Origin of the sequence: Sphingopyxis sp. OAS728, assembly GCF_014873485.1 — a bacterium.
Lineage (GTDB): Bacteria > Pseudomonadota > Alphaproteobacteria > Sphingomonadales > Sphingomonadaceae > Sphingopyxis.
This window is the reverse complement of record NZ_JADBDT010000001.1, coordinates 279,042-292,570: the sequence shown is the minus strand read 5'-3', so window position 1 is coordinate 292,570 and position 13,529 is coordinate 279,042. Positions and strand designations below refer to the sequence as shown.

General features: G+C 63.6%; 14 protein-coding genes. 1 reads left to right on the top strand and 13 read right to left on the bottom strand.

The window, feature by feature from the left end; all coding sequences use genetic code 11:
* Window positions 1-46: 46 nt before the first annotated feature.
* Complete coding sequence (locus GGC65_RS01480) at window positions 47-463, top strand: Rap1a/Tai family immunity protein (RefSeq protein WP_192645535.1); 417 nt, start codon at window positions 47-49, stop codon at window positions 461-463.
* A 9-nt stretch (window positions 464-472) separates the two neighbouring features.
* Here GGC65_RS01480 and GGC65_RS01475 read toward each other — a convergent pair whose 3' ends face one another.
* The 13 genes from GGC65_RS01475 to nuoG are packed head-to-tail and all read right to left on the bottom strand — an operon-like array spanning window position 473 to window position 13,528.
* Complete coding sequence (locus GGC65_RS01475; protein ID WP_192645534.1) at window positions 473-742, bottom strand: DUF1467 family protein; 270 nt, start codon at window positions 740-742, stop codon at window positions 473-475.
* A 16-nt stretch (window positions 743-758) separates the two neighbouring features.
* Window positions 759-2,393, bottom strand: a complete 1,635-nt coding sequence (locus GGC65_RS01470; RefSeq protein WP_192645533.1) for a ribonuclease J — start codon at window positions 2,391-2,393, stop codon at window positions 759-761.
* The gene (locus GGC65_RS01465; RefSeq protein ID WP_192645532.1) at window positions 2,390-3,175 is read right to left on the bottom strand and encodes a type III pantothenate kinase; all 786 of its coding nucleotides are present in this window, start codon (window positions 3,173-3,175) and stop codon (window positions 2,390-2,392) included. The genes GGC65_RS01470 and GGC65_RS01465 overlap by 4 nt, the downstream gene beginning before the upstream one ends.
* Window positions 3,176-3,883: a biotin--[acetyl-CoA-carboxylase] ligase gene (locus GGC65_RS01460; RefSeq protein WP_318780230.1), complete on the bottom strand. Its 708-nt coding sequence runs from the start codon at window positions 3,881-3,883 to the stop codon at window positions 3,176-3,178.
* A gap of 17 nt (window positions 3,884-3,900) precedes the next feature.
* Complete coding sequence (nuoN, locus tag GGC65_RS01455; RefSeq protein WP_192645531.1) at window positions 3,901-5,334, bottom strand: NADH-quinone oxidoreductase subunit NuoN; 1,434 nt, start codon at window positions 5,332-5,334, stop codon at window positions 3,901-3,903.
* On the bottom strand, window positions 5,331-6,887 hold the full coding sequence (locus GGC65_RS01450) for an NADH-quinone oxidoreductase subunit M (protein WP_192645530.1): 1,557 nt from the start codon (window positions 6,885-6,887) through the stop codon (window positions 5,331-5,333). Before GGC65_RS01450 ends, nuoN begins: the two co-directional genes overlap by 4 nt.
* Entirely contained in the window at window positions 6,884-8,923 is a 2,040-nt protein-coding gene (nuoL, locus tag GGC65_RS01445; RefSeq protein ID WP_192645529.1) for an NADH-quinone oxidoreductase subunit L, read from the bottom strand. The genes GGC65_RS01450 and nuoL overlap by 4 nt, the downstream gene beginning before the upstream one ends.
* 4 nt (window positions 8,924-8,927) lie before the next feature.
* Window positions 8,928-9,233: an NADH-quinone oxidoreductase subunit NuoK gene (gene nuoK / locus GGC65_RS01440; protein WP_003051614.1), complete on the bottom strand. Its 306-nt coding sequence runs from the start codon at window positions 9,231-9,233 to the stop codon at window positions 8,928-8,930.
* Complete coding sequence (locus GGC65_RS01435; protein WP_192645528.1) at window positions 9,230-9,841, bottom strand: NADH-quinone oxidoreductase subunit J; 612 nt, start codon at window positions 9,839-9,841, stop codon at window positions 9,230-9,232. The genes nuoK and GGC65_RS01435 overlap by 4 nt, the downstream gene beginning before the upstream one ends.
* A gap of 12 nt (window positions 9,842-9,853) precedes the next feature.
* Window positions 9,854-10,342, bottom strand: coding sequence for an NADH-quinone oxidoreductase subunit NuoI (gene nuoI, locus GGC65_RS01430; RefSeq protein ID WP_037510831.1), 489 nt, complete (start codon window positions 10,340-10,342; stop codon window positions 9,854-9,856).
* Window positions 10,339-11,382, bottom strand: coding sequence for an NADH-quinone oxidoreductase subunit NuoH (gene nuoH, locus GGC65_RS01425; protein ID WP_192645527.1), 1,044 nt, complete (start codon window positions 11,380-11,382; stop codon window positions 10,339-10,341). The genes nuoI and nuoH overlap by 4 nt, the downstream gene beginning before the upstream one ends.
* On the bottom strand, window positions 11,379-11,519 hold the full coding sequence (locus GGC65_RS01420; RefSeq protein ID WP_192645526.1) for a hypothetical protein: 141 nt from the start codon (window positions 11,517-11,519) through the stop codon (window positions 11,379-11,381). The genes nuoH and GGC65_RS01420 overlap by 4 nt, the downstream gene beginning before the upstream one ends.
* On the bottom strand, window positions 11,516-13,528 hold the full coding sequence (gene nuoG, locus GGC65_RS01415) for an NADH-quinone oxidoreductase subunit NuoG (RefSeq protein ID WP_192645525.1): 2,013 nt from the start codon (window positions 13,526-13,528) through the stop codon (window positions 11,516-11,518). The genes GGC65_RS01420 and nuoG overlap by 4 nt, the downstream gene beginning before the upstream one ends.
* Window position 13,529 lies beyond the last annotated feature (1 nt).

Genomic DNA, 13,529 nt, shown 5'->3' with positions numbered 1-13,529 from the left:
AGGCCATTCGGTGTAAGAATCGGCTGAGAATTATTGGGGAGGGCGAATGGTGCGGCTGATTGCTCTGGCCCTGCTTGCGGGGATGGCGCCGACCCAAAGTGCGGCCGCCCAGGTCCGCGAGAGCCTTGCGGGCGGCAATTCCTATTACAATCAATGCGTCGCGGGCCCGAAGGACTATAGCGCCTGCATCGGATATTTCATGGGCATCGCCGATGCGCCGATCATGAACACGGGCAAATCGCCCGAGGAGGCGCTATATTGCCTGCCCGCAGGCGCGTCGTACGAGCAGCATCGCGACGTTTTTCACAAATTCCTTCGCGACAACCCGCAGATCCGGCAGATTTCCACGCACCATCTGTTTATGATGGCGATGAACTCCGTCTTCCCGTGCAAAAGTTCGCCCGAGCTCTCGATCGATCCGAACACGGGCGGCCTCTATATTTCAGCACCCAAACCGCGTTGAGAATGGGACTTATCGCGTTGCGGCCCGCCCGCTGAGCACGTCGGGGTCGGCCCAACCGTTCACATAAGCGAGATAATAGAGGGCGAAGGCGATCGTCGCCGCGATCGTCATCTGCAACAGGATGCGCTTGGGGCGAAGGACCGCGGGCGCGCCCGGCTCCTGCCCCTTGACCAGCGGCGTCGCATCATCATCCGGACGGCGGCCGTGGAAGGGCAGCACGAAGAAGGCGCTGAACGCCCAGAACAGCAGATAGATGGCGAGCGCCGAGGTCCATTTCATCGCAATTATTCCCGGCTCATATATCGACGAGCATGACGTCGACGACGGGCTTCTTCCCCGTCCAGTCGGTCGCAATGCGACGCACGCCGAGGCGGATCGCCTCGCGCAGCTTTTCCTCGTCGCGCGCGGGGCCAGTCGCGGCCTGCTCGGCGGCTTCGCGCATCTCATCGATAAAGGCTTCGCGCTCATCCTCGACCGGAACGCCGCGATAGCTGATCGCGCTGTCGACGAAACTTTTGTCGGAGAAGATCGCCGCGACGGTGATGTGGCCGTGAAGCGCCAGCTTGCGGCGTTCATTGATCGTCTCGCCCTCGGCGGGGAGGATGACGTCACCATCGAGGATCAACCGGCCCGCGCGCACGCGTTCGATGATCTTTGGCGCCCCGGGCGAAAGCCGCACCAGGTCGCCATTTTCCTGCACCAGCGCGCCCGGCACGCCCGTTTCGAGCGCGAAACGCGCCTGTTCGTGCATGTGGCGGATCTCGCCATGCACCGGCAGGACCAGCTTCGGCCGCAACCAGCCGTAGAGCGCGGCAAGCTCGGGCTGCCCCGGGTGACCGCTGACGTGGATATGCGCCTGCTTTTCGGTGACGGTCAGCACGTCCTTCGCCGCAAGCTGGTTCATGATCCGCCCGATCGCAACCTCGTTGCCGGGGATCTGCTTCGACGAGAAGACGACGGTGTCGCCCGCCTCGAGTTTGATCTGGTGGATGTCGGCGGCCATGCGCGCGAGCGCGGCGCGCGGTTCGCCCTGCCCGCCCGTCGCGATCACCATCACCTTGTCGCGCGGCAGCCGCATTGCTTCGTCGAAATCGACCGTCGGCGGGAAATCCTTGAGATAGCCCACCGAACGCGCGACGCCGAGGATGCGGTCGAGCGAGCGGCCCGCGACGCACAGCGTGCGCCCTGTCGCCTTGGCGACCGCGCCCAGCGTCGCGAGACGCGCGGCGTTCGATGCAAAGGTCGTGACGACCACCCGCCCCTTCGCCGCGCCGACCGCCTGCTCCAGCCCTTTGCGCAAGCCCCCTTCGCTGCCCGATGCTTCGGCATTGAAGGCGTTGGTCGAATCGCAGACGAGGACGTCCACGCCTTCGTCGCCGATCGCCGTCAGCGCCGCGGCGGTCGCGGGTTGCCCAAGGATCGGTTCCTCGTCGAGTTTCCAGTCGCCCGTATGGAACACGCGGCCATAAGGCGTGTCGATCACCACCGCGCTCATTTCGAGGATCGAGTGGGCGAGCGGGATCAGGCGGATACCGAAGGGACCGAGCTGGAAACTGTCGTCGATATCGACGACTTTAAGGTCGACGTCCTTCTCCAGCCCCTCTTCGGCAAGCTTGTGCGCGATCAGCCCCGCAGTGAAGCGGTTGGCGTAGAGCGGCACGCCGAGGTCGGCGGCGAGATAGGGCAGCGCCCCGATATGATCCTCATGGCCATGGGTGAGGATGATGCCGAGCAGGTCCTTCTTGCGATCCTCGATGAATTCGAGGTCGGGCATGACGATGTCGATGCCGGGGTAATCGTGGCTGCCAAAGGTCACGCCGAGGTCGGCCATGATCCATTTGCCGTCGCAGCCATAGAGATTGGCGTTCATGCCGATCTCACCCGATCCGCCCAATGCGAGGAAAAGCAGCTCCTTGCCCGGAGTCGTCATATTATTGGCTTTCGTTGATGATAGAGGTGCATCAGCCCGTTCAGCGTCAGATCGGGTTCGATACGATCGAAAAGCTGGCCCTGTTCCTGAAAAAGCGTCGCGAGGCCGCCCGTCGCGATCACGGTAAGCGGTTTGCCGATCTCAGCCTTCATGCGTGCGATCAGGCCTTCCATCATCGAGACATAGCCCCAATAGACGCCGATCAGCATCTGACTTTCGGTAGTGCGCCCGATAACGCTGTTCGTTGCCGGGGCTTCGATCGCGATGCGCGGCAGTTTCGCCGCCGCCGCGACAAGCGCTTCGAGCGAGAGGTTGACGCCGGGCGCGATGATCCCGCCAAGATAGGCGCCGTCGGGGCCGATATGATCGAGCGTCGTCGCGGTGCCGAAGCTGATGACAAGCTTGTCCTTGCCCGGCTCGACCGCCTGCGCCGAAATCGCATTGACCGCGCGGTCGGCGCCGACCGACTGCGGCTCGTCGACCTTGAGCGCGATGCCCCAGGTCACGGGTTCGCGCCCCGCGACCAAGGCATCGACGCCGAAATATTTGTGCGCCAGCAGCTGGAGATTATGGAGCGCGCGCGGCACGACGGTCGAGATGATCACCGCCTCGACATCGGCACGGTCGTGCCCCTCGATCCGCATCAGCTGGTCGAGCCACACCATATATTCGTCGGCGGTCCGGCGGTCGTCGGTCGCGATGCGCCAGCGCGCGAGCAACTCGGTCCTGCGGAACAACGCGAATTTGGCGTTGGTGTTGCCGACGTCGATCGCGAGCAGCATCTATTTCCCCTCCTCGACCGGGCGTCGCAATTCGACGTCTCCCGCATGGATCAACATGGTCTCGCCGCCGTCGCGGCGCAAGCGCAGCGCACCGTCCTCGGCAAGTCCGTCGAAAAAGCCGTCGATGCCCTGCTCCGAGACGCGGAGCGGCGTGCCGATCGGATGCGCTTGCGGGATCCACGCGCGGACGATGCTCGCAACGCCCTCCTGCCGCCAGGTCCACAGCGCGTCGATCATCGCGATGCCCAGCGCGCCGGCGAAATGATCGCGGTCGATCGCCGCGCCCCTGCCCGCGAGCGTCGCGGTCGGGCGGTCGGGCAGTTCGGGCGCGGCGGTCAGGTTGACGCCGATGCCGATCACCACCGAATTGCCGGTGCGTTCCATCAAAATGCCGGCGCATTTCGCGCCATCGATCAACAGGTCGTTCGGCCATTTGAGCTGCGCGCCGACATCCGGCGCAAGCGCGGCGACGGTCTTCGCCAGCGCGACTCCGGCGACGAGCGCCAGCGTCGCCGCCGACGGATCGCCGATCGTCAGATGGACGACGGTCGAGCCCATGAAATTGCCCTGCCCGTCATTCCACCCGCGCCCCAGACGGCCGCGCCCGGCGGTCTGGCGGTCGGCGATCAGCCAATGGCCTTCACCGACATGCTCACCGCCTGCCAGCCGCGCCAGCAGGTCGGCGTTGGTCGAACCTGTCTGCGCGATCCGCTCGATCGGCGGTATCAGAAGAGCACCGTCGCGGCGCTGGCCGAAAGGACCGCCAGCACGGGAATGAACAGATAGCCGATGACCGAGAGCCAGAGCGCGCTCGCGGTGATCACCGCATCCTCGACGATGGCGCCGCCACCCTTCGGGAATTCGGTCTCCGACTTGTCGTCGAAGTACATCGTCTTGATGATCGCGATATAGTAAAACGCACCGATCACCGAGGCGACGATACCCGCAACCGCCAGCGGCACGAGGTTCGCATTCACCGCGGCCTCGAACACCAGATACTTCGGCCAGAAGCCGAAGAGCGGCGGGATGCCGGCGAGGCTGAACAGGAACACCGCCATTGCGGCCGCAAGGCCGGGACGACGCTGCGACAGGCCGGCGAGCGCCGGAATGCTCTCGACCTGGTTGCCCTGATCGTCGCGCAGCTGGAGCACGACGAGGAAGGCGCCGAGCGTCGTGAGCATATAGACGAGCAGATAGGTCAGAACGCCCTCGACACCCTGCTGCGTTCCGGCGGCGAGGCCGACGAGCATGAAGCCGACATTGTTGATCGACGAATAGGCGAGCAGGCGCTTGATATTCTTCTGCCCAATCGCGCCGACCGCGCCGAGGATGATCGAGGCGAGCGACAGGAAGATGATGATCTGCTGCCAGGCGCCGACCGCAGGCCCCATCGCATCGATCACGACGCGCGTCATCAGTGCCATCGCGGCCACTTTCGGGGCCGTCGCGAAGAAGGTCGTCACCGGGGTCGGTGCGCCTTCATAGACGTCGGGGGTCCACATGTGGAACGGCACGGCGCTGATCTTGAAGCCAAGGCCCGCAAGCACGAACACGATGCCGAAGATCAGCCCGATGTTGAGCTCGCCGCCGAGCACCTTCGCGATGCCCGCAAAGTCGGTCGTCCCGCTGAAACCGTAAAGCAGCGAAATGCCGTAGAGCAGCATGCCCGATGCGAGCGCGCCGAGGACGAAATATTTGAGGCCGGCTTCGCTCGACCGCTCGTCGGTGCGCATGAAGCTGGCGAGCACATAGGCCGCGAGGCTGTTGAGCTCGAGCCCGACGTAAAGCGTCATCAGGTCGCGCGAGGAGGCCATGATGCCCATGCCGAGCGCGGCGAAGAGGATCAGCGTCGGATATTCGGCCCGCATTGCGCCGTTGAAGAAGCGCGGCGCGATGACGATGCAGACGAAGCTCGCGGCATAGATCAGCAGCTTGGCGAAACCGCCGAAGCTGTCGACCGACAGCGTGCCCGAAAAGACCGTCGTTTCGATACCGAACAGCGCGACGACGGCCGCCGCGGCGGCTGCAAGCGTCAGCAGCGAGCTCAGCTGATAAAGGCCGACATTGCGGTCACCGAAGAAGGTACCGAGCATCAGCGTAATGAGCCCGCCGATCGTCAGGATCAGTTCGGGCCAGATGAGCATCAGGTCGGCGGTCATTGGACGCCTCCTGCATGGCTCGATCCGTGGGCCGCTTCTCCATGCGCTGCGGCAGGCTTCGGCTTGCCGGCGGCAAGGTGCGCGTCGCCTGCAGGCTTGGCGGGCGCGAGACGCGCGACGACCGTGGTCACGTCACCGCGCATCGGCGCGAGGAAGCTTTCGGGATAGACGCCCATCCACAGCGCCACGGCAGCCAGCGGCACCATGATCGTCCATTCGCGTGCGTTGAGGTCAGGCATTGCCTTCACATCGTCCTTGGTCAGTTCGCCGAACACGACGCGGCGGTAGAGATAGAGCATATATGCAGCGCCGAGGATGATCCCGGTGGTGCACACGAAGGCGACCCAGCTCGAGGCTTCATAAATGCCCGCGAGGCTCAGGAATTCGCCGACGAAGCCGCTGGTGCCCGGCAGGCCGATCGATGCCATGGTGAACAGCATGAAGAACAGCGCATAGGCCGGCATGTTCACCGCGAGGCCGCCGTAACGGTCGATCTCGCGCGTGTGGAGCCGGTCGTAGATCACGCCGACGCAGAAGAAGAGCGCGGCCGAGACGACACCATGGCTGAGCATGATGATCAGCGCGCCTTCGATCCCCTGCTGGTTGAAGGCGAACAGGCCCGCGGTGACGATCGCCATGTGCGCGACCGACGAATAGGCGATCAGCTTCTTCATATCGCTCTGCACGAGCGCGACGAGGCTGGTGTAGACCACCGCGATCATCGAAAGCGCAAAGACGATCCACATCAACTGCGCAGAGGCGTCGGGGAACATCGGCATCATGAAGCGCAGGAAACCATAGCTGCCCAGCTTCAGAAGCACGCCCGCAAGGATCATCGAACCCGCAGTCGGCGCCTGCACGTGCGCGTCGGGAAGCCAGGTGTGGACGGGCCACATCGGCATCTTGACCGCGAGGCTGGCGAAGAAGGCGAGCCACAGCCACGTCTGCATCTGAACCGGGAAATCATAGTTCAGCAGCGTCGGGATGTCGGTCGTGCCCGCTTCCGCGATCATCGCGATCATCGCGATCAGCATCAGCACCGATCCGAGCAGCGTGTAGAGGAAGAATTTGAACGCCGCATATTTGCGGTTCGCCCCGCCCCAGATGCCGATGATGAAATACATCGGGATCAGGCCGGCTTCGAAGAAGATGTAAAAGAGCAGCAGATCCTGCGCCATGAAGACGCCGATCATGACGACTTCCATGATCAGGAACATCGCCATGTAGAGCCCGACGCGCTGTTTGATCGCGTCCCAGCTGGCGAGGATACAGAGCGGCATCAGGAAGACGCTGAGCATGATCAGCATCAGCGCCATGCCGTCGATGCCGAGCGCATAGTTGAAGCGGCCGAAAATGCCCTCGTGCAGTTCTGGGAACTGCCACTGCGCGCCACCGACATCGAAGTTCGCCCACAGGATGCAGCCGAGCACGAAGGTCGCGAGCGTCGCGCCGAGCGCGACGAAGCGCGACATTTTGTCGCCGACGAACAGGCAGGCGATGGCGGCGATCGCGGGGACCGCCAGCATCAGCGAAAGGATCGGAAAGCCGCTCACAGGAAATTCACCATGGCCCAGCTGGCGAGGCCGACAAGACCGAGCAGCATCACAAACGCATATCCATAAACATAACCCGATTGCAGCCGGACCGCGAGACGGGTCCCCCCAGCGACGAGCGCGGCGGCGCCATCGGGACCGAAGCGGTCGATGGTGCCTTCATCCCCGCGCTTCCAAAAGAAGCGGCCGATCGCGAAGGCAGGCTTCACGAAGAGGATGTTGTAGAGCTCGTCGAAATACCATTTATTGTACAGGAACTGATGGAGCAGCTTGAACTGCGCCACGAAGCGCGCCGGCAGCGTGGTGTTGCGGATATAGCTGTTCCACGCGAGAAACAGGCCGATCGCCATCACCGTGAACGGCGTCCATTTCACCCACAACGGAACCTCGTGCGCCGCGTGCATCAGATGCTCGTCGAACGCGAGGCTGCCCTTCCAGAACGCCATGCCCTCTTCGGGGTAGATGAACTGGTGATGGAACGCGATGCCCGCGAACACCGCGCCGATCGACAGCACGACCAGCGGGATGAGCATCGAGATCGGGCTTTCGTGCGGGTGATAGCCCGCGGTGCCGTCGCCATGCGCGTCGTGATGGTGATGGTCGTCGTGCGCATGATCGTCATGACCATGGCCGTGATCATCGTGAACCGCGTGCTGGATATGCTCGCTCTGTTCCCAGCGCGCCTTGCCATAGAAGGTCAGGAAGACGAGGCGCCACGAATAGAAGCTGGTGAGGAAGGCCACAAAAATGCCGACCCAGAAGGCCACCACGCCGCCGCCACCGCTCGCATAGGCGGCCTCGAGGATGCCGTCCTTCGAATAGAAACCGGCAAAGCCTGCGACGCCCGCGATGCCGACGCCGGTGATCGCCAGCGTGCCGAGCATCATCGCCCAATAGGTGAGCGGGATCGATTTCCGGAGCGCGCCATAATAACGCATGTCCTGTTCGTGGTGCATCGCATGGATCACCGAACCGGCACCGAGGAACAGCAACGCCTTGAAGAAGGCGTGCGTGAACAGGTGGAACATCGCGGCGCCATAAGCGCCCGCGCCCGCGGCGAAGAACATGTAACCGAGCTGCGAACAGGTCGAATAGGCGATGACCCGCTTGATGTCCCACTGCGTCGTCGCGACGGTCGCGGCGAAGAAGCAGGTCGCGGCGCCGACGAACATCACGACGCCCTGCGCAACGTCCGAGGTTTCGAACATCGGCGACAGGCGGCAGACCATGAAGACGCCCGCGGTGACCATCGTCGCGGCGTGGATCAGCGCCGACACCGGGGTCGGGCCTTCCATCGCGTCGGGAAGCCATGTGTGCAGGCCAAGCTGCGCCGACTTGCCCATCGCGCCGATGAACAGCAGCAGGCAGAGGATCGTCATCGTGTCGAGACGCATGCCCATGAAGCTGATCGTCGAACCCGCCATGCCCGGTGCGGCAGCCAGAATCTCGGGGATCGAGACGGTGCCGAAGACGAGGAAGGTGCCGAAGATGCCGAGCATGAAGCCAAGGTCGCCGACGCGGTTGACGACGAACGCCTTGATCGCCGCGGCGTTGGCGCTCGGCTTCTTGTACCAGAAACCGATGAGCAGATAGGATGCGAGGCCGACGCCTTCCCAGCCGAAGAACATCTGGACCAGATTGTTCGCGGTCACGAGCATCAGCATCGCGAAGGTGAAGAGCGAGAGATAGGCGAAGAAGCGCGGCTGGTCCGGGTCTTCCTCCATATAGCCCCAGCTATAGAGGTGGACGAGCGCAGACACCGTCGTGATCACGACGAGCATCACCGCGGTCAGCGTATCGACGCGCAGCTCCCAGTTGAACTGGAGAGCGCCCGACGACACCCAGTGCAGCACCGGCGTCACCGTCGCTTCGCCGCTTCCGCCCACGAACGACAGGAAAATCGGCCAGCTCAAGGCGCAGCTGGTGAACAGCGCGCCGGTCGTCAGGATTTTGGACGGCACATTGCCGACCACGCGCTGGCCGAGGCCTGCGATGATAGCCGCCAGCAGCGGCAGGAAAACGATCGCCTGGATCACCGGTTTACCCCTTCATCCGGTTGGCATCGTCGACGGCAATGGTGCCGCGGCCGCGGAAGTAAATAACGAGAATGGCAAGACCGATCGCGGCTTCACCCGCGGCAACGGTCAGCACGAACATCGAGAAGACCTGCCCGACGAGATCGCCGAGCGCCGCGCTGAACGCGACGAGGTTGATGTTCACCGCCAGCAGGATCAGCTCGATCGCCATCAGGATGACGATGATATTCTTGCGGTTGATGAAGATGCCGAGCACGCCGAGCGTGAAGAGCACCGCCGAAACGGCGAGATAGTGGCCGACCGAAATCACAGTTCCATCCCCTGCCCGACGCCCGGATCGACCAGGCGCGTTGCGTCCTGCGGACGGCGCTGGTTCTGTTTCGAGATATTCTGCGTGCGCACCCCGCCGCGCTGGCGATGCGTCAGCACGATCGCGCCGATCATCGCGACGAGGAGGACGATACCTGCCGCCTCGAACAGGAAGATGTAGCGCGTGTAGAGAAGCTCGCCGATCTGCTGGATATTGCTCTTGTCGCTGACGACCGGAGCCGCCCGCGATGCGAGATCGACCCCGCCCGCGCTCCACGCGCCGACCGCGAACACCAGTTCGGCGGCCAGGATGATCGCGACGAGCGCGCCGAGCGGCAGGTAACGCACGAAACCCGCACGCAATTCGGCGAAATCGATATCGAGCATCATCACGACGAACAGGAACAGCACCGCGACCGCGCCGACATACACGATGACGAGCAGCATCGCGATGAATTCGGCGCCCGCGAGCAGCATCAGACCCGCCGCGTTGAAGAAGGCGAGGATCAGCCACATGACGCTGTGGACGGGGTTGCGCGCGAAAATCACCATCGCCGCGGAGGCGATGACGATGGTCGCGAACAGGTAAAAGGCGAAGAGTTGGATCATGTGCGCGCGCCCTTATCGATAGGGCGCGTCGGCGGCAAGATTCGCCGCGATCGCGCGTTCCCATTTGTCGCCATTGGCGAGCAGCTTGGCCTTGTCATAGAGCAGTTCTTCACGCGTTTCGGTCGCGAATTCGAAGTTCGGCCCCTCGACGACGGCATCGACCGGGCATGCTTCCTGACAGAAGCCGCAATAGATGCACTTGGTCATGTCGATGTCGTACCGCGTTGTGCGGCGCGAACCGTCTTCGCGCGGCTCGGCCTCGATCGTGATCGCCTGCGCCGGGCACACCGCTTCGCACAGCTTGCACGCGATGCAGCGTTCCTCGCCGTTCGGATAGCGACGCAGCGCATGCTCGCCGCGGAAACGCGGGCTGAGCGGGTTCTTCTCGAAGGGGTAGTTGATCGTCGCCTTCGGTTTGAAGAAATATTTCAGCGTGAGGGCGTGCGCCTTCACAAACTCCCACAGCGTGAAGCTTTTGATGAGGTGGGCAATGGTACTCATGAATACCTCGTCAGCATCAGATAGCCGGAGATCAGGAAGATCCAGAGAAGCGAGATCGGCAGGAAGACTTTCCAGCCCAGCCGCATCAGCTGGTCATAGCGGTAGCGCGGGACCGTCGCCTTGACCCAGCTGAAGACGAAGAAGAAGAACAGGATCTTCGCGAACAGCCAGATGATGCCGGGGACGGCATAGAGCGGCGCCCAGTCGATCGGGGGCAGCCAGCCGCCCCAGAAAAGCACCGCGTTGAGCGTGCACATGAGCAGCACGTTCGCATATTCGCCAAGCCAGAAGAGCGCGAAGCTCATCGACGAATATTCGGTCTGGTACCCCGCGACGAGCTCCGATTCCGCTTCGGTCAGATCGAACGGCGCGCGCGCGGTTTCGGCGAGCGACGAGATCAGGAACATCACCGCGAGCGGGAAGAGCAGCAGGTTGAAGCCGAAGGCGTTGACGATGCCGAGGCCATGGCCCTGCTGCGCCTTGACGATCTCGTTCATGTTGAAGCTGTCGGCGAACAGCACGACGCCGATCAGGATGAACCCGATCGAGACTTCATAGCTGATCATCTGCGCCGAGGCGCGCATCGCCGAAAAGAAGGGATATTTCGAGTTCGACGCCCAGCCCGACAGGATCACGCCATATACGCCCAGCGACGAGATCGCGAGGATGTAGAGCAATCCGACGTTGATATCGGCGAGTACCGCACCCGAATTGAACGGGATCACCGCCCACGCGAGCAGCGCCACCGTGAAGGTGATGATCGGCGCGATCAGGAACAACCCGCGGTTGGCCGAGGTCGGGATGATCGTTTCCTGCAGGAACACTTTCAAACCGTCGGCGAATGACTGAAGCAGGCCGAAAGGACCGACGACGTTCGGGCCGCGGCGCAGCGCGATCGCCGCCCAGATCTTGCGATCGGCATAGATGATCATCGCGACGCTGAGCATCAGCGGCAGCGCAATGAGCAGGATGCCGCAAATCGTCGCGACGCCCCAGGCCCAATTCGGGTCCATGCCCCAGGAGATGAACGTCTCGGTCATTTCCGCGCCCCGTCCTGGTTCTTCCAGCCGTTATGCGGGCCGGGCTTTTCCGATTTGCCCTTGGGGTTGAAACCCCGCCAGACCGAATAGCCCATACCGACGAACAGCACGCCGGCGATTGCATGTACCGGGTTCATTCCGCGGCCTCCGCAAAATCTGCGCCATGGATCAGCTCTTCCGAGCAGCGCTGCATCGTCGGCGACGCGCGGCAGATGGCGTTGGTGAGGTAGAAATCCTTGATCGGCGACGGGATCGCGCGCGCCTCGGGCTTGGCGGGCAGCTTCGGCACCGTCCAGCCATAGTCGGCGAGGCCCTCGACACCGAGCGCGGGCACCGCGGCGATCATCGCCGCGCGGCACTGCGCAAAGTTGTCGAAGCCGAGCGAGACGCCGAGCGCATCGGCAAGCGCGCGGAAAATGCTCCAGTCCTCGCGCGCGTCACCGGGTGCGAACACCGCCTTTTCGCTCCGCTGGACGCGGCCCTCGGTGTTGACCGTGGTGAAGTCCTTTTCGGTCCACGCCGCGGCAGGCAGGATGACGTCGGCCGCATGCGCGCCCTTGTCGCCATGATGGCCGACATAGACTTTGAACGTGTCGGGCAGCGCCGCGAAATCGACCTCGTCGGCGCCGAGGAAGAAAGCGAGCTTCGGCTTCGCCGCGATCACATCCTTGATGCCGCCGGGCAGGCCGTAGCCGAGCATCAGCGAACCCATGCGCGCCGCCGAGAAATGCACGACGTTGAAGCCGTTCCAGCCGTGCTTGACCGCATTCACCGCCTTGGCGAGCGCAAGCCCCGCGCCGTGCACGCCGGGCACCGACAGCGCGCCGCCGCCGAAGATCAGCATCGGCCGCTCGGCGCCCGCGAGCGCGTCGGCGACGTGCTTCGGCAGCTTCGCAACGATCGAGGCATCGTCGCCGAGCCACTCGGTCTTGTAGGTCAGGTCGGTTTCGGGGCCGATCGCGAAAACCTTCGCGCCCTTCTTCCACACCGCCTTGCGGATGCGCGTGTTGATTAGCGGCGCTTCCCAGCGAAGATTGGTGCCGACGAGCAGGATCACGTCGGCATTTTCGGCCTCGGCGATGCCGGTGTTGAAATTGACCGCCGACAGGCTGGTGACGTCATAGTCGAGCCCGGTCTGGCGTCCTTCGAGCAGGCTGCCGCCGAGCGCCGTCACCAGCGACTTGGCCGCAAACATCGTCTCGCAATCGGCGAGGTCGCCCGCGATCGCGGCAACCGACGAACCGGCGTTCACCGCCTTGATCGCTGCAAAGGCTTCCGCCCAGCTCGCGGGCTGAAGCGCGCCGTTGACGCGAACATAAGGCTGGTCGAGGCGGCGGCGGGTCAGGCCGTCGACATGGTGGCGCGTCTTGTCGTTCGCCCATTCCTCGTTCACGTCATCATTGACGCGAGGCAGCACGCGCAGGACCTGACGGCCGCGTGCGTCGATGCGCACGTTCGTGCCGACTGCGTCCATCATGTCGATGCCGAGCGTCTTGGTGAGCTCCCACGGACGCGCTTCGAAGGCATAGGGTTTGCTGGTCAGCGCACCGACCGGGCAGAGGTCGACGATATTGCCCGACAGCTCGCTGCCGACCGCGCGTTCGAGGTACGACGTGATCTGCATATTCTCGCCGCGATAGATCGCGCCGACATCTTCCACGCCCGCGACTTCCTCCGCAAAGCGGACGCAGCGCGTGCACTGAATGCAGCGGGTCATCACCGTCTTGACGATGGGGCCCATATATTTTTCGGTGACCGCGCGCTTGTTCTCGTCATAGCGCGTCGCGCCGCGGCCATAGGCGACCGACTGGTCCTGCAGGTCGCATTCGCCGCCCTGATCGCAGATCGGGCAGTCGAGTGGGTGGTTGATGAGCAGGAACTCCATCACCCCTTCGCGCGCCTTCTTCACCATCGGGCTGTCGGTCTTGATCACCTGCCCTTCGGCTGTCGGCAGCGCGCACGACGCCTGCGGCTTCGGCGGGCCGGGCGCGACCTCGACGAGGCACATGCGGCAATTGCCGGCGATCGACAGGCGTTCATGATAGCAGAAGCGCGGAATTTCCTTCCCCGCCATCTCGCACGCCTGCAGAACGGTCGCGCCCTGCGGGACGTCGAGTTCTACGCCATCTACGGTTACTTTAGGCATA